Source organism: Azonexus sp. MM2026_4 (assembly GCF_055901855.1).
This window is the reverse complement of the sequence record NZ_CM148380.1, coordinates 2,479,523-2,498,780: the sequence shown is the minus strand read 5'-3', so window position 1 is coordinate 2,498,780 and position 19,258 is coordinate 2,479,523. Positions and strand designations below refer to the sequence as shown.

Genomic DNA, 19,258 nt, shown 5'->3' with positions numbered 1-19,258 from the left:
ACCATGAATCTTGACGACGCCCTGCAAACCTTTGTCATCGAAAGCCGCGAACTGCTCGACAACATGGAGGCCGCGCTGCTCCAGATCGAACATGCGCCGGACGATGCCGACCTGATCAACGCGATTTTCCGCGCCGCCCACACGATCAAGGGTTCGGCCGGGCTGTTCGGTCTCGATCACCTGGTCGCCTTCACCCACGCCGCGGAAAACGTCCTCGACGAGGTGCGCGCCGGCGCGCTGGCGATGGACGACGAGCTGGTCGCGCTTTTCCTGGAAGTGGGCGACCACATCGGCATCCTGATCGATCACCTCGCCGCCGGCAGCGTGCCCGGCGACGACGATCAGCAGCGTTCCGCGGCGCTGATTTCCCGCCTCAAGGCGATCCACGGGGCGCCGCCGGAAACCGCCGCCCAGGTCGTCGAACACGCCACGCCGCTGACCCGCGAAGGTGGCGGCGAGGGCGTCGAGACCGACAACTGGCACATCTCGCTGCGCTTTTCCCGGGACGTGCTGAGAAACGGCATGGACCCGGTGTCCTTCATCCGCTATCTGAGCACCTTCGGCGAGATCGTCTCGATCGTCACCCTGAGCGAGGACATCCCGCGTGCCGCCGAGATGGACCCGGAGGCCTGCTACCTTGGTTTCGAGATCAGCTACCGCAGCACGGCCGACAAGGCGACCATCGAAGGCGCCTTCGAGTTCGTCCAGGACGATGCCCAGGTGCGCATCCTGCCGCCGCACAGCAAGGTCTCGCAATACCTCGACCTGATCCTCAGCCTGCCCGAGGAGGACATGCGCGTCGGCGAAATCCTCGTCCGTTGCGGCACGCTGACCCGCCACGAGCTCGAACAGGCGCTCAGCGCCCAGGCCGACGCGCGCCAGGAAGGCGGCGCCGGGCAGGAGCTCGGTGCCGTGCTGGTCGCCCGCAATGTGGTCCAGCCGGCGGTGGTCGAAGCCGCCCTGCAGAAACAGAAGCAGGTCAAGGACAACAAGGCCGGCGACGCGGCGCTGATCCGCGTCAACGCCGACAAGCTCGACGAACACATCAACCTGATCGGCGAGCTGATCATCGCCAGCGCCGGCATCAATCTCGCCGCCCAGACCAGCGGCCAGGCCGAACTGCTCGAAGCCGCCTCGCTGCTCAACCGCCTCGTCGAGAACATCCGCGATTCGGCGCTGCAACTGCGCATGGTGCAGATCGGCGCCACCTTCAACAAGTTCCAGCGCGTCGTGCGCGACGTCTCGCGCGACCTCGGCAAGGACATCCGGCTGGAAATCGCCGGTGCCGAAACCGAGCTCGACAAGACCGTGATCGAGAAGATCGGCGACCCGCTGACCCACCTCGTGCGCAACTCGATGGACCACGGCATCGAATCCGCCGAACTGCGCCTTGCCCGCGGCAAGCCGGCGCACGGCACGCTGCGCCTGAACGCCTTCCACGACTCGGGCAGCATCGTCATCGAAGTCGGCGACGACGGCGGTGGCCTGCCCAAGGCGAAGATCCTGGCCAAGGCGATCGAACGCGGCCTGGTCAAGCCCGAGCAGGCCTTGAGCGACGACGAGATTCACGCGCTGATCTTCGAGCCCGGCTTCTCCACCGCCGACCAGGTCAACAACCTGTCCGGGCGTGGCGTCGGCATGGACGTCGTGCGCCGCAACATCACCGCGCTGCGCGGCAGCATCGAGATCGACAGCGAAGAAGGCTTCGGTACGACGATCCGCGTCCGTCTGCCGCTGACGCTGGCGATCATCGACGGTTTCCTGGTTGGCGTCGGCAATGCCTCCTTCGTCGTGCCGCTGGAAATGGTCGTCGAATGCGTCGAACTGACGCCGGAAGAACTGAAAGCGGCACAAGGGCGCGACCAGCTCAACCTGCGCGGCGAAGTCCTGCCCTTCATCCGCCTGCGCGAACTGTTCGACATGCCCGAACCGCCCGCGCCGGAGCCGACCGTACTGGCCGAGGGGATGCCCGAGGTCAACGCGGAACTGGCCTTCCTGCTGCAACCGGTGCAGCGCGAAAACGTCGTCGTCGTCAATTACGCCGGTTGTCGCGCCGGTCTCGTCGTCGATGCGCTGCAAGGCGAATACCAGACCGTGATCCGCCCGCTCGGCGCCGTCTTCAACGGCCTGCAGGGCGTCGCCGGCTTCACCATCCTGGGCAGCGGCCAGGTTGCCCTGATCCTCGACGTGCCCGGCCTGGTCGGTCGCGTCAGCCGCCGGGAAAGTCGCCGCGACATCCAGCTCAACCGCCTTGCCGCTGTCGATTGAACGGCCAGCCCCCACCCCACCAACAACTCACCCCCACCGTTTCTGAATCGGAGACTCTCATGAAACTCACCGTCGCCAAGAAAATGATCTTGCTTGCTGGCGCCGCGTTGCTCGGCATATTGCTGCTGGCCACGCTCAACTACCAGCAGATGGGCAAAGTGTTCGAAGCTGCCAACTACGCCTCGGTCAATTCCGTGCCCAGCATGGCCACGCTGGATTCGGTAAGAGCCCATTTCGGGCGCCTGCGGGTCCGCATCGACCGTCACGTCCTCAATACGGATTCGGCGAAGATGGCGGAGATCGAGCTGAGCATCAAGGAAAGCCTGAAGCTGACGGAAGAGTCGATGAAGGCCTATGCGTCGATGGTTTCCGACGACCGCGATCGTGCCATCTACGAACAGGAAAAGACGCTCTTCGCCCAGTTCGTCACCGGCATCGAACCCATCCTCGAGCTGTCGCGCAAGAATCAGAACGAACAGGCTCGGGATCTGCTTGAGAAAAACGCCGCCATCGCCCGCCAGGTCAACCAGGTGATGAACGAGCATTTCGACTACAACCACGAACTGGCCAAGAAGGCCGCCGCCGACGCCGCCACCACCCGTGACAGCGCCACCACCCTGGCCCTGGCCATCGTCCTGCTGACGCTGGCGACGGTTGCCTTCCTGAGCATTGCGATCACCCGCAACCTGCTCCGTCAGTTGGGTGGCGAGCCCGATTTCGCGGCCGAGGTAGCGAACAAGATCGCCGCCGGCGACCTGAGCAGCAAGATCGCGCTGCAGGCCGGCGATACCACGAGCCTGATGGCGGCGATGAAGCACATGAGCGACACGATCCAGAAGCTGATCGACGAGATGAACCACATGTCGACCGAGCACGACAAGGGCGACATCGACGTCAGGATCGACGAAGCCAGCTTCCAGGGCTCGTTCAAGGCGATGGCCGAAGGGACCAATACGATGGTTTTCGGCCACATCGCGGTGAAGAAGAAGGCGATGGCCTGCATCAAGGAGTTCGGCGAGGGCAATTTCGACGCGCCGCTGGAAGCTTTCCCGGGCAAGAAGAAGTTCATCAACGACACCATCGAACAGATGCGCAGCAACCTGAAGGACTTCATCGCCCAGATGAACCGCATGTCGCGCGAGCACGATGCCGGCGAGATCGACGTCAGGATCGACGAAACCAAGTTCAGGAACGATTTCCAGAGCATGGCCAAGGGCGTCAACGACATGGTCTTCGGCCACATCGCGGTGAAGAAGAAGGCGATGGCCTGCGTCAAGGAATTCGGCGAAGGCAACCTCGAAGCCGCGATCGAACAATTCCCGGGCAAGAAGAAGTTCATCAACGAGACCATCGAGCAGTTGCGCGCCAACCTCAAGCGCATCGTCACCGAAATCCAGGAAATCACGGCGGCCGCCAACCGTGGCGATTTCTCGGTGAAGATTCCGCTGGAAGGCAAGGTCGGCTTCCCGAAAACCTTGTCCGAGCTGCTCAACCAGCTCTCCGACACGGTCGATACCGCGTTCAGGGACACCATCTACGTCGCCCAGGCGCTGGAGCAGGGCGACCTGACCAAGCAGGTGACGCGCGATTACCAGGGGGCTTACGACCAGGTCAAGCAGAGCCTGAACAATACCGTCGCCAAGCTGGCGCAAACCATTTCCGAGGTGAATAACACCGCCGAGACGCTGGCCTCGGCCACCGTCCAGGTGTCGTCGACGGCGCAGTCGCTGTCGCAGGCGTCTTCCGAACAGGCGGCGTCGGTCGAGGAAACCTCGGCGTCGATCGAGCAGATGGCGTCGTCGATCCAGCAGAACACCGAGAACGCCAAGGTCGCCGACGGCATGTCGGCCGACGGCAGCAGCAAGGCGGCGGCGGGTGGCGAGGCGGTCAGCGAGACGGTCGGCGCGATGAAGCAGATTGCGCGCAAGATCGGCATCATCGACGACATCGCCTACCAGACCAACCTGCTGGCGCTCAACGCGGCGATCGAAGCGGCCCGCGCCGGCGAACACGGCAAGGGCTTCGCCGTCGTCGCCGCGGAAGTGCGCAAGCTGGCCGAACGTTCGCAGGTTGCCGCCCAGGAAATCGGTCAACTGGCGGTCAATTCGGTCGGCCTCGCCGAAAAGGCGGGCAAGCTGCTCGACGAGATCGTGCCGGCGACCAAGAAGACCGCCGACCTGGTGCAGGAGATCACCGCCGCTTCGGAAGAACAGAGCGTCGGCGTCAACCAGGTCAACACGGCGATGAGCCAGTTGTCGCAGATCACCCAGCAGAACGCTTCGGCGTCCGAGGAACTGGCGGCGACGGCTGAGGAAATGTCGTCGCAGGCCGGTAACCTGCAGGAGCTGATGGCCTTCTTCGATGTCGGCAGCCGTGCTGGCGGCGCCAGCCGGCGTGGCGGAGCGGCACCCGCCGCACGCAACGCTGGCCGCCGTCAGGCCGAGTCGGCGCCGGCCAGCTTCGGCGGCTCGCTGGACGACAGCAGCTTTGCCCGCTTCTGATCGGCCGGGGAGCTTGCCATGACCCAAGACCAGCATCCCGTTCAGGCAAGGCCCGGCCAAGCGCCGGTCCTTGTCGGCGATACCGAGCAGCAGCAATACCTGACCTTCCTGCTCGGCGAGGAGATGTTCGCCATCGGCATCCTCGCCATCCGGGAAATCATCGAGTACGGGCAGCTCACCGAGGTGCCGCTGGTGCCGCGTTTCATCCGCGGTGTCATCAACCTGCGCGGCGCCGTCGTGCCGGTGATCGACCTGTCGGTGCGTTTCGGCCGGGCGGCCGGTGAAATCACCAAGCGCACCTGCATCGTCATCATCGAGATTGCCGAGACCGCCGGGGCCCAGGCGCAGCAGATGGGCATCGTCGTCGATGCGGTTTCCGAGGTGCTGGAAATCGCGCCGACCGACATCGAGCCGCCGCCGGCTTTCGGGACACGCATCCGCACCGATTTCATTTCCGGCATGGGCAAGGTTGGCGGCCGTTTCGTCGTCCTGCTCGACGTCGAGCGCATCCTGTCGCTCGACGAGGTGGCGGTGATCGCCGCGATCAACCAGGGTGAGGCCGGCGCTGTCGCCTGACGCCGCTCATCCCGCCGTGCCGGGTTTGCTGCGGCAAGCCCGGCGTGGACCATTCCCGTTCGATACCGCCATCGGAAAGCCGCGATGCCCAGTACCCAACCTGCCGGCGTAGACATCACGCCCGCCGAGTTTGCCAATTTCCAGCGCCTGATCTTCGAGCTGGCCGGCATCAGCCTGGCGGACGCCAAGAAGGTGCTGCTCGTCGGCCGTCTCGGCAAGCGTCTCAAGCACTTTGGTTTTTCGCGCTTTGCCGAGTACTACCAGTTCGTCCGGGAGAAGGAGAACCAGGCCGAACTGCAGTTGATGATCGACCTGATCACCACCAACGAAACCTATTTCTTCCGCGAACCCAAGCATTTCGATTTCCTGCAAAGTCGCGCCAGCCAGTCGCGCGGCAACACTTTTCGGGTGTGGAGCGCGGCGTCGTCGAGCGGCGAGGAGGCCTATTCGATGGCCATGGTGCTGGCGGAAACGCTGGGCGAAGCGCCCTGGGAAGTGGTCGGCACCGACATCAGCACGCGCGTCCTGCGCAAGGCCGAGCAGGGGCATTATTCGCTCGACCGGATCAGCGGCATTCCGCCGGCGATGCTCAAGAAATACTGCCTGAAAGGCATCCGCGAGCAGGCGGGCACCCTGCTCATCGTCCGTGAGCTGCAGCAACGCGTGCGTTTCCTGCACAGCAACCTGCTGGCGCCGCGCAAGGATATCGGCGTCTTCGACCTGATCTTCCTGCGCAACGTGATGATCTATTTCGACAACCCGACCAAGCGCAAGGTGGTCGCCAACCTGCTGCCCTATCTGAAGCGCGACGGGCAACTGGTGATCGGTCATTCCGAATCGCTGTTCGGCATCACCGACGATTTCGTGGCGCTGCGCCCGACCATCTATCAACGCGCCCACTGATCCCTCGCCATCATGTCCGCCGGCCTTGCGCGTCCGGAAGTCTTCCTTCATCCCGGCGAATTCCATTTCGCGGCGGCGCCGACCCGCATCGGCACCCTGCTCGGTTCCTGCGTTGCCGTCACCGTCTGGCATCCGCTGCACCATTTCGGCGGCATGAGTCATATCCTGCTGCCGGGCCGCGAGCGGCCGCCGGGCTCGCTGCCGAATTGCCGTTACGCCGACGAGGCGGTCGAACGCTTTGTCTACGAACTGCGTTCGCGCCGGGTGACGCCGGCGAGCTGCCAGGTCAAGCTGCTCGGCGGCGGCAACATGTTCGCCGGGACGCGCGCTGGTAACATGGACGTCGGTGGTCGCAACGTCGAGGCAACGCGCGCGGCGTTGACTGCCTACGGTTTCCGGGTGACGCGCGAGCATGTCGGTGGCACCAGCCGGCGGCGGCTGACCCTCGATCTGGCCAGTGGCCATGTCTGGCTGGCGCTGCCCGGCGCCAAGGACTTTTCCAAGGAACAAAAATAATGAACAAGATCAAGGTCATGATCGTCAACGATTCGGCACTGGTCCGCCAGGTGATCACCCAGGCGATCAGCCGCGAACCCTCGATCGAGGTGATCGCCACCGCGCAGGATCCGGTTTTTGCGATCGACAAGCTGAAGGCGCAGTGGCCCGACGTTTTCATCGTCGATATCGAAATGCCGCGCATGGACGGCCTGACCTTCCTGAAGAAGATCATGGCCGAGCGGCCGACGCCGGTGATCATCTGCTCGTCGCTCGCCGACAAGGGGGCGCAGGTGACGATGGAGGCGCTGGCGGCGGGAGCCATCAACATCATCACCAAGCCCAAGCTCAACCTGAAATCCTTCCTCGAGGACTCGAGCAACGACATCATCTCGGCGATCAAGTCGGCGGCGCGCGCCAACATGCGCGTCCTGCGCAGCATGACCGGCGGGCCGCGCAGTCCGGCCATGGTGGTGCCCAAGCAGTCGGCCGACGCCATGCTGGCCAGCGCGCCGCACCAGGGGGCACGGATGTACGGGACGACCGACCGGGTGATCGCCATCGGTACCTCGACCGGCGGCACGCAGGCGCTCGAGGCCGTGCTGTCCCGCCTGCCGGCGGTGACCACCGGCATCGTCATCGTCCAGCACATGCCGGAGAAGTTCACCGCGATGTTCGCCGAGCGCCTGAACGGCCTGTGTCCGATGGAAATCCGCGAGGCCAAGGACGGCGACCGGGTGCACCCCGGGCTGGCGCTGATCGCGCCGGGCGGCCGGCACATGATGCTGCGCCGCAACGGCGCCCAGTATCTGGTCGAAGTGCGCGACGGGCCGCTGGTCAACCGGCACAAGCCGTCGGTCGACGTGCTGTTCCGTTCGGTGGCCCAGGTCGCCGGCCGCAACGCGCTGGGCATCATCATGACCGGCATGGGCGACGACGGCGCGCGCGGTTTGAAGGAAATGCGCGATGCCGGGGCGACGACGATCGGCGAGGACGAATCGACCTGCGTCGTCTATGGCATGCCGAAGGAAGCGTTCAAGCTCGGCGGCGTCGGCCGCGAACTGCCGCTCGACCAGATTCCGCGCGAGATCGTCGGTTTCGGCAGTTGAGCGCGGGCCGCGCTCAGGCGGCGCGCAGTTCGGCCATCTGCGCCGGCGTCATCAGGTCGCGCACGCGGTATTCGATGTCGGCCAGCATCGCCAGCTGTTCCTCGAGCGTCTTGCCGACGCTGTCCAGTTCGGCGATGCGGTCTTCCAGCGTGTCGGTCGCCTGGTGGATGCGCTTGATGCTTTCGAGGCGGCGCTTCAACTGGATCTGGTGCTCGCGGACCTGGGTTTCCATCGGCGCCATGATCGCCCGCAGCCAGACTTCGGCGTCGCGGTTGGCGCGCTCGAAGGCGCGGCGGACCTGGATCGCCACTTCCTCGAAGAACTTCTGCGTGATGTTGCGCTTGTCGTGGGTGAGCAGCGTGACGACGGTGTTGAGATGGGTGTCGCACCAGGCCTGCAGGCGGTCGATCTCGCGCTCGTAGCGGAGCAGCGAGAAGGCCGTCGGGGCGCCGAGCTTGAGCCCGTGTTCGACGGCGAACTTCCGGTAGACGGCGTCCATCATGGCGAGGATTTCGGCGATCTCGGCGTTCGACTTGGCGAGCGCCTCGCGGGTGCGGGCGAAGAAGCCGCCCATGGCGTCCGACAGGGTCTTCGAGAACCTGGCTTCGAGCATGTTCTCGCGGGTCTCGCCGGTGAGCTGGCGCAGGCGGTCGATGCCGAGGTGGCCGAAGAGGTTGTTGGTCAGCGTCGAGAAGACGCTGCGCACGGCGTAGTAGCGTTGCAGGCCGGCCTCGAATTCCTCCTTCTCGGCGCGGATCTTGCCCATCATGTATTCGACGACGCCGCGGTTCTTGCCGCGCAGTTCGGCCAGTTCGGCGAGCTGTTCGCGCAGGCCGGCGAAACGGGAGTCGAGCAGGGCGCGGACGCGGGCGACGACATCGCCGAACTCGGCGTCGGTGCTTTCGCAGACGATTTCGCGCTTGGCCGGGATCAGTTCGCCGGACAGCGCTTCCTCGAGCGCCGGCAGGCGGCTGCGGGCGAGCAGCGCGGCGTCGTCGTTGATCTTGGCGACCAGCCCCTTCTGGGCCGACACCGGGAAGATCTGGCTGGCCGGCAGGTTGAGGATGGCGGCGCAGCTATCGACCTGGCGGGCGATTTCGGCGTCGATCGCCGCTGCCGATTTCAGTTCGTCCCATTGCCCGTCGATCTTGTTCAGTACCACCATGCGACCACGCCGGGCATTGCCGGCGCTGGCGATGTGTTCCTTCCAGATGGTCAGGTCGGACTGGGTGACGCCGGTATCGGCGGCCAGGATGAACAGCACGGCATGGGCGTTCGGCAGTTGCGACAGGGTCAGCTCGGGTTCGGCGCCGATCGCGTTGAGTCCCGGCGTGTCGAGGATGACCAGGCCCTGCTTGAGCAGCGGGTGCGGGAAGTTGATCAGGGCGTGGCGCCAGCGCGGCACTTCGACCAGCCCGTCGTCGCCGATGCGGTAGAGGTCGGATTCGCTGCCGCCGACTTCGAAGCCGAGTTCGCCGGCTTGTGCCGGGGTGACGCGGATCGTTTCGCTGACGTGATGCAGTGCCGCCTGCATGTCCTCCGGCGCCTCGCCGTCGAGCGGCAGGAATGTCCATTCCTCGGGGAAGCGCTTGTACTCGCTGACGCTGGCGTTGTTGGCGCGGGTCTGGATCGGCAGCAGTTCGATGCAGGGCTTCTTGTTGCCGTCGAACAGCAGTTCGGTCGGGCACATCGTCGTCCGTCCCGCCGACGACGGCAGCATCCGGTTGCCGTAATCGGCAAAGAAGATGGCGTTGATCAGCTCCGACTTGCCGCGCGAGAACTCGGCGACGAAAGCGACGTTGAGCCGGTCTTCACGTAGCCGCTCCTGCAGTTGCGAGAGGCGAAGGTCGATCTGTCCGTCGGACAGCTCGTTGTCCGCCAGCCAGCGCTGGAACTCGGCGATATCGTTGGAGAGCAGCGTCCGCCAGGCGGAATAGGCGGCAAATTGATTGGCGAGCGACATGAGGGCGGTTCCGACGACTGACGAATGTCCAATTTAGCATAAATGGCGCGCCCTGCCGCGCGCTTTCAGTGCTGACAGGCCGGGCAATAGTAAGTGCTGCGGCCGCCCTGGCGGATTTGCCGGATGCTGCCGCCGCAGCGCAGGCAGGGTTCGCCGGCGCGATCATAGACGCCGGCCTGGATCTGGAAGCAGCCGGCGCCGCCGTCGCTGTGCACGTAGTCGCGGATGCTGCTGCCGCCGGCGGCGATGGCGTCGCTCAGGGTGGCGCGGATGGCGTCGACCAGGCCGGCGCAGCGCAGGCGGCTGATCCGGCTGGCCGCGCGCAGCGGCGAGATGCCGGCGCGGAACAGGCTTTCCGCGGCGTAGATGTTGCCGATGCCGACCACCAGATGGCTGTCCATCAATACCGGCTTGACCGGCCCGTGGCGCCGCGCCAGGGCCTCGTGCAGCCAGTCGCCGGTGAAGCCGTCGGCGAGCGGCTCGATGCCGAGCACGGCGAGCAGCGGGTGGCGCTCGACCGCCGGCGGCGGTCCCGGCTGCCAGAGGACGACGCCGAAACGCCGGGGATCGGCGAGGCGCAGCGTCTGGCGGGGCAGGACCAGGTCGAAGTGGTCGTGTTTTTCCGGCGGCAGGTCGGCGGGGACGAAGCGCAGGTTGCCCGACATGCCGAGATGGATGATCAGCGTGCCCTCGACGTCGGCCCGCCGGCAGTCGATCAGCAGGTACTTGCCGCGTCGGCGCACGGCGACGATCCGGCAACCCGGCAGCAGCTCGCGCAGTTCGCCCGGAATCGGCTGGCGCAGCCTGGGCGCCCGCTGCACGACGGCGCGCACCACCTCTCCTTCAAGCTCGGGGGCGATCCCCCGGCGACAGACTTCGACCTCCGGCAGTTCCGGCATCGCTTGTACCCCCGTCGATTCCCAAATAACATCGCAAACTACTTCGTTATTATGCGTTCAAATACGCACGCCAATCGGAAAGCCATCATGTCCCCGAAGCAACTCGTCGTCGCCCTCTCCCTGGCCCTCGGCCTGCCGGCATGGGCTGCTGCTCCGCCGCCCAACGAGGATCTGCTCGGGCGTACCGTGTTCCAGGTCCTGCTCGGCGAACTGGCGCTGCGCCAGGGGGCGGTCGGACTCAGCGTCCAGGCCTGGGCCGACCTCGCCGAGCGCACCCGCGACCCGAAAGTCATCGCCCGCGCCGTTGAGGTTGCCGGATTCGCCGGCGACAACGCCCGTGCCCTGGCGCTGGTCGAACTGTGGCTGAGCGTCGAGCCGGAATCGACGCCTGCCCGCCAGGCGCAACTGGCGCTGCTCGTCCATGCCCGCCAGGTCGATCAGTTGCAGCCGCACCTGGTCGCCCTGCTGGCGAGCGACAAGGAAAACCTCAGCGAAAACCTGTTGCACCTGAACCGCATGCTGGCGCGCATTCCCGACAAGAAGGCTGTCCTCAGCCTGCTCGACGCCGTGCTGCCGCCTTATCTGGAACTGCCGGAAGCGCGTTTCGCGCTGGCCCAGGGCGCGCTGGCCGCCGGTGACGAGGCGCGGGCGCTGCGCGAGAGCGAAGCGGCGCTGGCGCGCAAGCCGGACTGGGACCTGGCGGCGATCGCCCGCGCCAAGCTGCAGTCGCGCCAGGATTCGGCGGCGGCGATCGCCGGCCTGCGGCGCTTCGTCGATGCCTACCCGGCGGCGCGCGATGCGCGGCTGGCGCTGGCCCAGATGCTGGTCGCCGAAAAACGCCTGGACGACGCCCGGCTGCAGTACGACCGACTGCTCAAGGATTTCCCGGAGGAGCCGGCAGTGCTATATCCGGCCGCCATCCTGACCCTGCAGCACGGTGACCGCGAAGCCGGCATCGCCCTGCTCGAACGGCTGCTGGCGACGCCTTTCGCCGACCGCGGCAGCATCCATTACCTGCTCGGCCAGATTGCCCAGGAAGCCGGTCAGAACGAGCAGGCGATCGATCATTACCGGCGTGTCATCAGTGGCGAGCGGCACGTCGCGGCGCGTGCCCGCATCGCGACGATCCTGCTCGAACAGGGCAAGAGCGACGAAGCCCTGCGCCTGCTCCGCGACACGCGCGGGGCGACGCCCGGCGAGCGGGTCCAGTTGGTGCTCGCCGAAGCCCAGCTGCATCGCGACGGCGGCCGCGAGGACACCGCCTACGCGACGCTGCGCAAGGCGCTGGAAACCGACCCCGACAGCCCCGACCTGCTCTACGACGCGGCGCTGACCGCCGAACGCCTGGGCCTGTACGAGCCGATGGAGTTCCACCTGCGCCGTCTGCTCCGTAAGCATCCGGATCACGCGCACGCGCTCAACGCGCTCGGCTATTCCTTCGCCGACCGCAACATCCGCCTCGACGAGGCCGAGCCGCTGCTCACCCGGGCGGTCGAACTGGCGCCGGAAGACCCCTTCATCATGGACAGCCTGGGCTGGCTGCAGTACCGCCAGGGCAAGCTCGACGCCGCCCTGCAGACGCTGCGCGCCGCCTACCGGATCAAGCCCGATCCGGAGATCGCCGCCCACCTGGGCGAAGTGCTGTGGCAGGCCGGTCGCCAGGACGAGGCGCGCGGCCTGTTCCGGGAAGCGCAACGCAACGCGCCGGACAACAAGACGCTGGGCGCGGTGATCAAGAAGTACCTGCCTTGATCCGTCGTCTGCTCGGGCTGTTCGCCGCGCTGCTCGTCGCCGGCTGCGCCCAGTTGCCGGCGGGGCCGCTGCCGCAACGCGAGCAATTGGAGCATTTCGCCATTGCCGGCCGTTTTGCGCTGATCGCCCGCCAGGCCGACGGCGGCAGCGAAAGCAGCGGCGGCCGCCTGGACTGGACGCATGGCCGGGACGGCGACCGCCTGCTGCTCGCCAACCCGCTCGGCATCGGTGTCGCCGAACTGTACAACGGCGGCGGCCGGGCGCGCCTGATCACCAGCGACGGCCAGACCCGGGAAGCGGCCGACGCCGAACAACTGCTTGCCGAGGTCACCGGTCACGCGCTGCCGATCGGCCGCCTCGCCGGCTGGCTGCTCGGCCGTCCCGGTCCCGGCGGCAGCCTCAGCCGCGATGCCCTCGATCGCCCGCTGCGCCTCGCCGATGCCGGCTGGCAGGTGGATTACGCCTACGCCGACGACGATCCCGGCGCGCCACCGTCGCGCCTGACGGCGATCGGCGCGGCGCTCGAACTGCGGCTGCGCATCGAAACCTGGAAAGCCCTGCCATGAACGACTGGAACTGGCACAGTCGCTGGCCGGCGCCGGCCAAGCTCAACCTCTTCCTGCACGTCGTCGGCCGTCGCGCCGACGGCTACCACCTGCTGCAGACGGTATTCCGCTTCATCGACCGCTGCGACTGGCTGCAGTTCGCGCCGCGCGCCGACGGCCGCATCGAACTGGCGACACCGATTCCGGGCGTCGCCCCGGAGTCCGACCTGACCGTGCGCGCCGCCCGCCTGCTGCAGCAGCACACCGGCAGCCGGCAGGGAGCGACGATCCATCTCGAGAAGACGTTGCCGATGGGCGGCGGCCTCGGCGGCGGCTCGTCGGACGCGGCCAGCGTGCTGCTCGCCCTCAATCACCTGTGGCGGACCGGCGTGCCGCGCGGCGAACTGGAAAAGCTGGGCCTGGCACTGGGCGCCGACGTGCCGGTCTTTATCCACGGCCGCAACTGCTTCGCCGAGGGCGTCGGCGAGACTTTCACCGACGTCGCTCTGCCGCCGGCCGCCTACCTCGTGCTGCAGCCGCCGGTGCAGGTGCCGACCGCGGCGATCTTCGGTTCGCCTGATTTGCGCCGCGACACGCCGGCGATCCGCCCCGCCGACTGGCGGCCGGGCGTCGGCGGCAACGACCTGGAAGCCGTCGCCTGCGCCGGTTTCCCCGCCGTCGCCAGCCATCTCGCCTGGCTGCGCCGCTACTCGCCGGACGCCATGATGACCGGCTCCGGCGCCTGCGTCTTCGCCGCTTTCGACCGCGAAACGGCGGCGGCCGCCGCCTGTGCCGGACTGCCCGCCGGCATGACCGGCTGGGTCGCCAACGGGCTGGCGCAACATCCATTGGCAGAAATTGCACAATAGGGCTGGCTTTCCGGAAAACCCTCCTGTATCATTCGCGCCTCGTTCGAACGAGACCCCGTCCGAACGAACCGCTGGGGAGTCGCCAAGTTGGTCAAGGCACCGGATTTTGATTCCGGCATTCGAAGGTTCGAATCCTTCCTCCTCAGCCAGTTTCCCTTCGGGCAGGTCTTTGGCCTGCCCGATTTTCATTGTATCGGGCCTTCGCGGCGCGCGCGGAGCCCGGAGGAATGCGGAAATGGCCTATAACAGCCTGATGGTCTTCACCGGCAATGCCAACCCCAAGCTGGCATCCGATGTCGCCAAGCATCTCAACGTCGATCTTGGCCGTGCCAACGTCGGCCGCTTCTCGGACGGCGAAGTCAGCGTCGAACTGCAGGAACACGTCCGCGGTCGCGACATCTTCGTGCTGCAATCGACCTGCGCCCCGACCAACGACAACCTGATGGAACTGCTGGTCATGGTCGATTCGCTGAAGCGCGCCTCGGCCGGCCGCATCACCGCCGCCATCCCCTATTTCGGCTACGCCCGCCAGGATCGTCGTTCGCGTTCGTCGCGCGTGCCGATCGCTGCCAAGCTGGTCGCCAACATGCTGGTCGCCTCCGGTGTCGACCGCGTGCTGACGATGGACCTGCACGCCGAACAGATCCAGGGGTTCTTCGACATTCCGGTCGATAACATCTACGCCCTGCCCATTCTGCTCGACGACATCCGCAAGCAGAGCTACGAAAACCCGATGGTCGTTTCGCCCGACCACGGCGGCGTCGTCCGCGCCCGTTCGCTGGCCAAGCGCCTCGAGTGCGACCTGGCGATCATCGACAAGCGCCGCCCGAAGGCCAACGTTTCCGAAGTGATGAACATCATCGGCGACGTCAAGGGCCGTAGCTGCATCATCATGGACGACATGGTCAACACCGCCGGCACGCTGTGCAAGGCCGCCACCGCGCTGAAGGCCAACGGTGCCAGCAAGGTCGTCGCCTACTGCACGCACCCGGTGCTCTCCGGCCCGGCGGTCGAGCGCGTCAATGATTCCGACCTCGACGCCCTGGTCGTCACCGACACCATTCCGCTGCGCGACGATGCCGCTGCCTCGCCGCGCATCCGCCAGCTTTCCGTGGCCGACATCATGGCCGAAACGATCCGCCGCATCAGCAACGACGACTCCGTCTCGTCCTTGTTCATCGATTGAGTTTTTTCAACCTTCCCGGTCTGGTCGCGGATCGGGAACCCATCGTGGAGTAACACCATGCAATTCGAAGTCATCGCCAACGTGCGCAATCTGCAGGGAACGAGTGCGAGCCGCCGCCTGCGTCGCGCCGGCACCGTTCCGGGCATCGTCTATGGCGGCAATGCCGCGCCGATCGCCATCGAAACCAACCACAACGACCTGCTGCTGAAGCTGAAGAAGGAAGCCTTCCATTCCTCGATCATCAACCTGCTGATCGACGGCAAGAAGGAACAAGTCCTGCTGCGCGATTTCCAGAAGCACGCCTACAAGCCGCTGGTCCTGCACATCGATTTCCAGCGCGTCGACGCCGACCATGAGCTGCACATCAAGGTGCCGCTGCACTTCGTGAACGAAGAAAACGCCCCGGGCGTCAAGCTGGGTGGCGGCCTGGTCAACCACGTCATCGGCGAACTGGACATCCACTGCCTGGCCAAGGACCTGCCGGAATACCTGACGGTCAACGTCGGTGCCCTGAAGGTCGGCGAAAACATCCACGCTTCCCAGATCGCGCTGCCGCAAGGCGTTGCGCTGGTCAAGCATGGCGAGGAAGATCCGATCGTCGTCAGCATCGTCGGCAAGGGCGGTTCCCAGGCTGGCGAAGGCGAAGCTGCCGAGTAATTTCCGCCAATCCGCTACACTGGCCGCCGCAGGCATTTGCCCCGGCGGCCTTTTCGCATAAGTCACCATGACCACGCCCCGTCTCGTCGTCGGCCTCGGCAATCCCGGCCAGGAATACGAAACCACCCGGCATAACGCCGGCTTCTGGTTCGTCAACCGGCTGGCCGAAGCGTTGCGGGTCAGTCTTGCGCCGCAGGCCAAGTTCTTCGGCAGGGCGGCGCGCGCCGGCGAACTCTGGCTGCTGCAGCCGACCACCTACATGAACCGCTCCGGTCAGGCGGTGGCGGCGCTGGCCAATTTCTACAAGATTTCCCCGGCCGAGATCCTCGTCGTGCACGACGAACTCGACCTGCCGCCGGGTGGCATCCGCCTCAAGCAGGGCGGTAGCAACGGCGGCCACAACGGCCTCAAGGACATCCAGGCCAAACTGGGTACGCCGGATTTCTGGCGCCTGCGGCTCGGCATCGGCCACCCGCGGACGCTCAACCTGGCCCAGCCGGTGGTCGACTTCGTCCTCCACCCGCCGCGCAAGGAAGAAGCACCGGACATCGAACATGCCCTCCAGCGCAGCCTGCTGGCGTGGCCCCGCATCGCCGCCGGTGACTACCCCGGCGCCCAGCAACAGTTGCACGGCAAAGCCGTCTGAGGAAAAGAACATGTCTTTGAAATGCGGTATCGTCGGTCTGCCCAATGTCGGCAAATCCACCCTGTTCAACGCGCTGACCAAGGCCGGCATCGAAGCCGCCAACTACCCGTTCTGCACCATCGAGCCGAACGTCGGCATCGTTGAAGTGCCGGACCCGCGTCTCAAGGCGCTGTCGGCGATCGTCAAGCCGCAGAAGATCCAGCCGGCGATCGTCGAATTCGTCGATATCGCCGGCCTCGTCGCCGGCGCTTCCAAGGGCGAAGGGCTGGGCAACCAGTTCCTCGCCAACATCCGCGAAACCGACGCCATCGTCCACGTCGTCCGCTGCTTCGACGACCCGAACGTGGTGCACGTCTCCGGCAGCGTCGATCCGATCCGCGACATCGAAATCATCGACACCGAACTGGCGCTCGCCGACATGGCTACCGTCGAAAAGGCGCTCAACCGCTACAAGCGCCCGGCCAGCGCCGGCGACAAGGAAGCCAAGATCCTGGTCGCCGTGCTGGAAAAATGCTTCGCCCAGCTCGACCAGGGCAAGGCGGTGCGCGCCCTCAACCTGTCGAAGGAAGAGTGGGCCAGCCTCAAGCCCTTCTGCCTGATCACCGCCAAGCCGGTGCTCTACGCCGCCAACGTCGCCGAAGACGGTTTCACCGACAACGCATTGCTCGCTCAGGTCGAGGCGCATGCCGCCGCCGAAGGCTCGCAGGTGGTTGCGCTGTGCGCGTCGATCGAAGCCGAGATCGCCGACCTCGAAGACGCCGACAAGGCCGAGTTCCTCGAATCGATGGGCCTGCACGAACCCGGCCTCGACCGCCTGATCCGCGCCGGTTACACCCTGCTCGGCCTGCAGACCTACTTCACCGCCGGGGTCAAGGAAGTGCGCGCGTGGACCATCCACGCCGGCGACACCGCGCCGCAGGCGGCCGGCGTCATCCACACCGACTTCGAGCGCGGCTTCATCCGCGCCCAGACCATCGCCTACGAGGACTTCATCCAGTACAAGGGCGAGGCCGGCGCCAAGGAAGCCGGCAAGATGCGCGCCGAAGGCAAGGAGTACGTGGTCCGCGACGGCGACGTCCTCAACTTCCTGTTCAACGTCTGACCACCGCCATGGACCGGGACGAAGCGCAAGCCATCGGTGAATCGCTGGCGGCGCTCGCCCCGGCGGTGCTGCATCGTCTCCTGCTGCAGTCGACCGAGGCGGCGCTGGTCACCGACGCCGACAACCGCATCGTCGCCGCCAACGCCGCCTTCTGCCATCTTTCCGGGTACCGGCTGCACGAAGTGCTCGGCCGCAACCCGTCGCTGCTGGCCTCGGGGCGCCAGAGCAAGGACTACTACGCGGCGATGTGGCAGGCGATCCGCGCCGACGGCGTATGGACCGGCGAAATGTGGAATCGCCACCGCAACGGCAGCATCCATCCGCTGTGGGTGGTGGTCTCGGAAGTGCGCGACGCCGCCGGCAAGCTGCTCAACCACGTCGCCACCTACGCCGACATCGGCGAACGCGTCGAAGCGACGCAGAAGCTGCTGCATCTCGCCTACCACGACCCGCTGACCGGCCTGCCCAACCGGCTCGCCTTCGAATCCCAGCTCGAACTGGCGATCCGCAGCGCCGAGCGCGACGGCCGCCAGGTGGCGCTGATGCTGATCGACCTCGACCACTTCAAGACGGTCAACGACACCCTCGGTCATCCGGTCGGCGATGAGCTGCTGAAGAGCGTCGCCCTGCGCCTGCGCGACTGCGTGCGCGCCAGCGACATCGTCGCCCGCCTCGGCGGCGACGAATTCGTCGTCGTCCAGCCCGACATCGATAGCGCGATGGCGGCCGTCTCGCTGGCCGGCAAGGTGCGTCACCGGCTGGCCGAAGAGGCGCACGTGATCGGCCCGCACCAGTTGTTCGCGACGCCCAGCATCGGCATCAGCCTCTACCCGACCGACGGCCGCGACCGCGAGACCCTGCTGCGCAACGCCGACGTCGCGATGTATCACGCCAAGGACGCCGGTCGCAACAACTACCAGTTCTACGCCCGCTCGATGAACGAGGCAGCCGGCGAACGCCTGCGCCTGGAAAATGCGCTGCGCCGGGCGCTGGCCTCGGTGACGCCGGAACACTCGCCGTTCGCGCTGCACTTCCAGCCGCAGATCGACACCCGCAACGGCGCGATCTCCGGTCTCGAAGCGCTCGCCCGCTGGCACGATCCCGAGCTGGGCGACGTCCCGCCCACCCGCTTCATCCGCATCGCCGAGGAAAGCGGCCTGATCCAGCCGCTCGGCGACTGGGTGATCTGGGAAACCTGTCGCCAGGTCCGCCGCTTCCGCGACGCCGGCCTCGATCGCCTGCGCGTCGCCGTCAACATCTCGGCCCAGCAACTGCGCCACGAGAACCTGCCCGGCCTGATCCGCGGCATCCTGTCCTGCTACGAGCTGAGCTCCGCCGACCTCGAGCTGGAAATCACCGAGAGCACGGCGATGCAGAACCCGGAACTGACGCTGTCGATTCTCGACCAGTTGTCGGATATGGGCATGATGCTGGCGATCGACGATTTCGGTACCGGCTATTCCTCACTCGCCTACCTGAAGCATCTGCCGATCCAGCGCCTCAAACTCGACCGCTCCTTCGTCAAGGACCTCGAAACCGACCTCAACGACGCCGCCATCTGTTCCGCCACCGTCGCCCTCGGCCACAAGCTGGGGCTGGAGCTGGTCGCCGAAGGCGTCGAGACCGAAGGGCAGCGCGATTTCCTGGCCGGCCTCGGCTGCGATTTCGTGCAGGGTTTCCTCTACAGCCGGCCGTTGCCGGCCGACGCCGTGATCGAATTCGTCAAGGCCCACCGGGCCGGGCAGGCCGGCTGAGCCCCCGGCTCCGCCGCTTTCTGCGAAAATACC

The 19,258-nt window shown here is 66.2% G+C and carries 16 protein-coding genes and 1 tRNA gene; 15 read left to right on the top strand and 2 right to left on the bottom strand.

Annotated elements, in window-relative coordinates; all coding sequences use genetic code 11:
* The first annotated feature begins 3 nt into the window (after positions 1-3).
* The 6 genes from AC0KWY_RS11770 to AC0KWY_RS11745 all read left to right on the top strand — a co-directional run bounded on the left by AC0KWY_RS11770 (position 4) and on the right by AC0KWY_RS11745 (position 7,852).
* Entirely contained in the window at positions 4-2,268 is a 2,265-nt protein-coding gene (locus tag AC0KWY_RS11770) for a chemotaxis protein CheA (RefSeq protein ID WP_474025683.1), read from the top strand.
* A gap of 59 nt (positions 2,269-2,327) precedes the next feature.
* Complete coding sequence (locus AC0KWY_RS11765; RefSeq protein WP_474025682.1) at positions 2,328-4,769, top strand: methyl-accepting chemotaxis protein; 2,442 nt, start codon at positions 2,328-2,330, stop codon at positions 4,767-4,769.
* Positions 4,770-4,787: 18 nt separating this feature from the next.
* Complete coding sequence (locus tag AC0KWY_RS11760) at positions 4,788-5,345, top strand: chemotaxis protein CheW (protein WP_474025681.1); 558 nt, start codon at positions 4,788-4,790, stop codon at positions 5,343-5,345.
* A gap of 84 nt (positions 5,346-5,429) precedes the next feature.
* The gene (locus tag AC0KWY_RS11755) at positions 5,430-6,248 is read left to right on the top strand and encodes a CheR family methyltransferase (protein WP_474025680.1); all 819 of its coding nucleotides are present in this window, start codon (positions 5,430-5,432) and stop codon (positions 6,246-6,248) included.
* A 12-nt stretch (positions 6,249-6,260) separates the two neighbouring features.
* A complete protein-coding gene (locus tag AC0KWY_RS11750) occupies positions 6,261-6,764 on the top strand; it encodes a chemotaxis protein CheD (RefSeq protein ID WP_474025679.1) in 504 nt (167 codons plus the stop codon).
* Positions 6,761-7,852, top strand: coding sequence for a protein-glutamate methylesterase/protein-glutamine glutaminase (locus AC0KWY_RS11745; RefSeq protein ID WP_474029723.1), 1,092 nt, complete (start codon positions 6,761-6,763; stop codon positions 7,850-7,852). Before AC0KWY_RS11750 ends, AC0KWY_RS11745 begins: the two co-directional genes overlap by 4 nt.
* Positions 7,853-7,865: 13 nt before the next feature.
* Here the strand turns inward: AC0KWY_RS11745 and AC0KWY_RS11740 are convergent, their stop codons facing one another.
* Positions 7,866-9,815, bottom strand: a complete 1,950-nt coding sequence (locus AC0KWY_RS11740; RefSeq protein WP_474025678.1) for a dynamin family protein — start codon at positions 9,813-9,815, stop codon at positions 7,866-7,868.
* 65 nt (positions 9,816-9,880) lie between these two features.
* On the bottom strand, positions 9,881-10,714 hold the full coding sequence (gene mutM / locus AC0KWY_RS11735) for a bifunctional DNA-formamidopyrimidine glycosylase/DNA-(apurinic or apyrimidinic site) lyase (RefSeq protein WP_474025677.1): 834 nt from the start codon (positions 10,712-10,714) through the stop codon (positions 9,881-9,883).
* 87 nt (positions 10,715-10,801) lie between these two features.
* On the opposite strand from mutM, the gene AC0KWY_RS11730 reads away from it, so the two are divergent.
* The 9 genes from AC0KWY_RS11730 to AC0KWY_RS11690 all read left to right on the top strand — a co-directional run bounded on the left by AC0KWY_RS11730 (position 10,802) and on the right by AC0KWY_RS11690 (position 19,225).
* The gene (locus AC0KWY_RS11730) at positions 10,802-12,466 is read left to right on the top strand and encodes a tetratricopeptide repeat protein (RefSeq protein ID WP_474025675.1); all 1,665 of its coding nucleotides are present in this window, start codon (positions 10,802-10,804) and stop codon (positions 12,464-12,466) included.
* Positions 12,463-13,032, top strand: a complete 570-nt coding sequence (gene lolB, locus AC0KWY_RS11725; RefSeq protein WP_474025674.1) for a lipoprotein insertase outer membrane protein LolB — start codon at positions 12,463-12,465, stop codon at positions 13,030-13,032. The genes AC0KWY_RS11730 and lolB overlap by 4 nt, the downstream gene beginning before the upstream one ends.
* The gene (gene ispE / locus AC0KWY_RS11720) at positions 13,029-13,880 is read left to right on the top strand and encodes a 4-(cytidine 5'-diphospho)-2-C-methyl-D-erythritol kinase (protein WP_474025673.1); all 852 of its coding nucleotides are present in this window, start codon (positions 13,029-13,031) and stop codon (positions 13,878-13,880) included. The genes lolB and ispE overlap by 4 nt, the downstream gene beginning before the upstream one ends.
* Before the next feature lie 72 nt (positions 13,881-13,952).
* A tRNA-Gln gene (locus AC0KWY_RS11715) sits at positions 13,953-14,029 on the top strand.
* Positions 14,030-14,115: 86 nt separating this feature from the next.
* Positions 14,116-15,066: a ribose-phosphate pyrophosphokinase gene (locus AC0KWY_RS11710; RefSeq protein ID WP_474025672.1), complete on the top strand. Its 951-nt coding sequence runs from the start codon at positions 14,116-14,118 to the stop codon at positions 15,064-15,066.
* Positions 15,067-15,123: 57 nt separating this feature from the next.
* The gene (locus AC0KWY_RS11705) at positions 15,124-15,723 is read left to right on the top strand and encodes a 50S ribosomal protein L25/general stress protein Ctc (RefSeq protein WP_474025671.1); all 600 of its coding nucleotides are present in this window, start codon (positions 15,124-15,126) and stop codon (positions 15,721-15,723) included.
* Between the two features lie 67 nt (positions 15,724-15,790).
* Positions 15,791-16,369, top strand: a complete 579-nt coding sequence (gene pth, locus AC0KWY_RS11700) for an aminoacyl-tRNA hydrolase (RefSeq protein ID WP_474025670.1) — start codon at positions 15,791-15,793, stop codon at positions 16,367-16,369.
* Positions 16,370-16,379: 10 nt separating this feature from the next.
* Positions 16,380-17,471: a redox-regulated ATPase YchF gene (gene ychF / locus AC0KWY_RS11695; RefSeq protein WP_474025669.1), complete on the top strand. Its 1,092-nt coding sequence runs from the start codon at positions 16,380-16,382 to the stop codon at positions 17,469-17,471.
* Between the two features lie 8 nt (positions 17,472-17,479).
* Positions 17,480-19,225, top strand: a complete 1,746-nt coding sequence (locus AC0KWY_RS11690; protein ID WP_474025668.1) for a putative bifunctional diguanylate cyclase/phosphodiesterase — start codon at positions 17,480-17,482, stop codon at positions 19,223-19,225.
* The last annotated feature ends 33 nt before the right edge of the window (positions 19,226-19,258 follow it).

Excerpts from the sequence above, each read along its gene's own strand:
- AC0KWY_RS11730 (WP_474025675.1), top strand. The coding sequence starts at position 10,802 with ATGTCCCCGAAGCAACTCGTCGTCGCCCTCTCCCTGGCCCTCGGCCTG.
- AC0KWY_RS11690 (WP_474025668.1), top strand. The coding sequence starts at position 17,480 with ATGGACCGGGACGAAGCGCAAGCCATCGGTGAATCGCTGGCGGCGCTC.
- AC0KWY_RS11770 (WP_474025683.1), top strand. The coding sequence starts at position 4 with ATGAATCTTGACGACGCCCTGCAAACCTTTGTCATCGAAAGCCGCGAA.
- AC0KWY_RS11760 (WP_474025681.1), top strand. The coding sequence starts at position 4,788 with ATGACCCAAGACCAGCATCCCGTTCAGGCAAGGCCCGGCCAAGCGCCG.
- pth (WP_474025670.1), top strand. The coding sequence starts at position 15,791 with ATGACCACGCCCCGTCTCGTCGTCGGCCTCGGCAATCCCGGCCAGGAA.
- AC0KWY_RS11765 (WP_474025682.1), top strand. The coding sequence starts at position 2,328 with ATGAAACTCACCGTCGCCAAGAAAATGATCTTGCTTGCTGGCGCCGCG.
- ychF (WP_474025669.1), top strand. The coding sequence starts at position 16,380 with ATGTCTTTGAAATGCGGTATCGTCGGTCTGCCCAATGTCGGCAAATCC.
- AC0KWY_RS11750 (WP_474025679.1), top strand. The coding sequence starts at position 6,261 with ATGTCCGCCGGCCTTGCGCGTCCGGAAGTCTTCCTTCATCCCGGCGAA.
- AC0KWY_RS11755 (WP_474025680.1), top strand. The coding sequence starts at position 5,430 with ATGCCCAGTACCCAACCTGCCGGCGTAGACATCACGCCCGCCGAGTTT.
- ispE (WP_474025673.1), top strand. The coding sequence starts at position 13,029 with ATGAACGACTGGAACTGGCACAGTCGCTGGCCGGCGCCGGCCAAGCTC.
- AC0KWY_RS11705 (WP_474025671.1), top strand. The coding sequence starts at position 15,124 with ATGCAATTCGAAGTCATCGCCAACGTGCGCAATCTGCAGGGAACGAGT.
- AC0KWY_RS11710 (WP_474025672.1), top strand. The coding sequence starts at position 14,116 with ATGGCCTATAACAGCCTGATGGTCTTCACCGGCAATGCCAACCCCAAG.
- AC0KWY_RS11740 (WP_474025678.1), bottom strand. The coding sequence starts at position 9,815 with ATGTCGCTCGCCAATCAATTTGCCGCCTATTCCGCCTGGCGGACGCTG.
- mutM (WP_474025677.1), bottom strand. The coding sequence starts at position 10,714 with ATGCCGGAACTGCCGGAGGTCGAAGTCTGTCGCCGGGGGATCGCCCCC.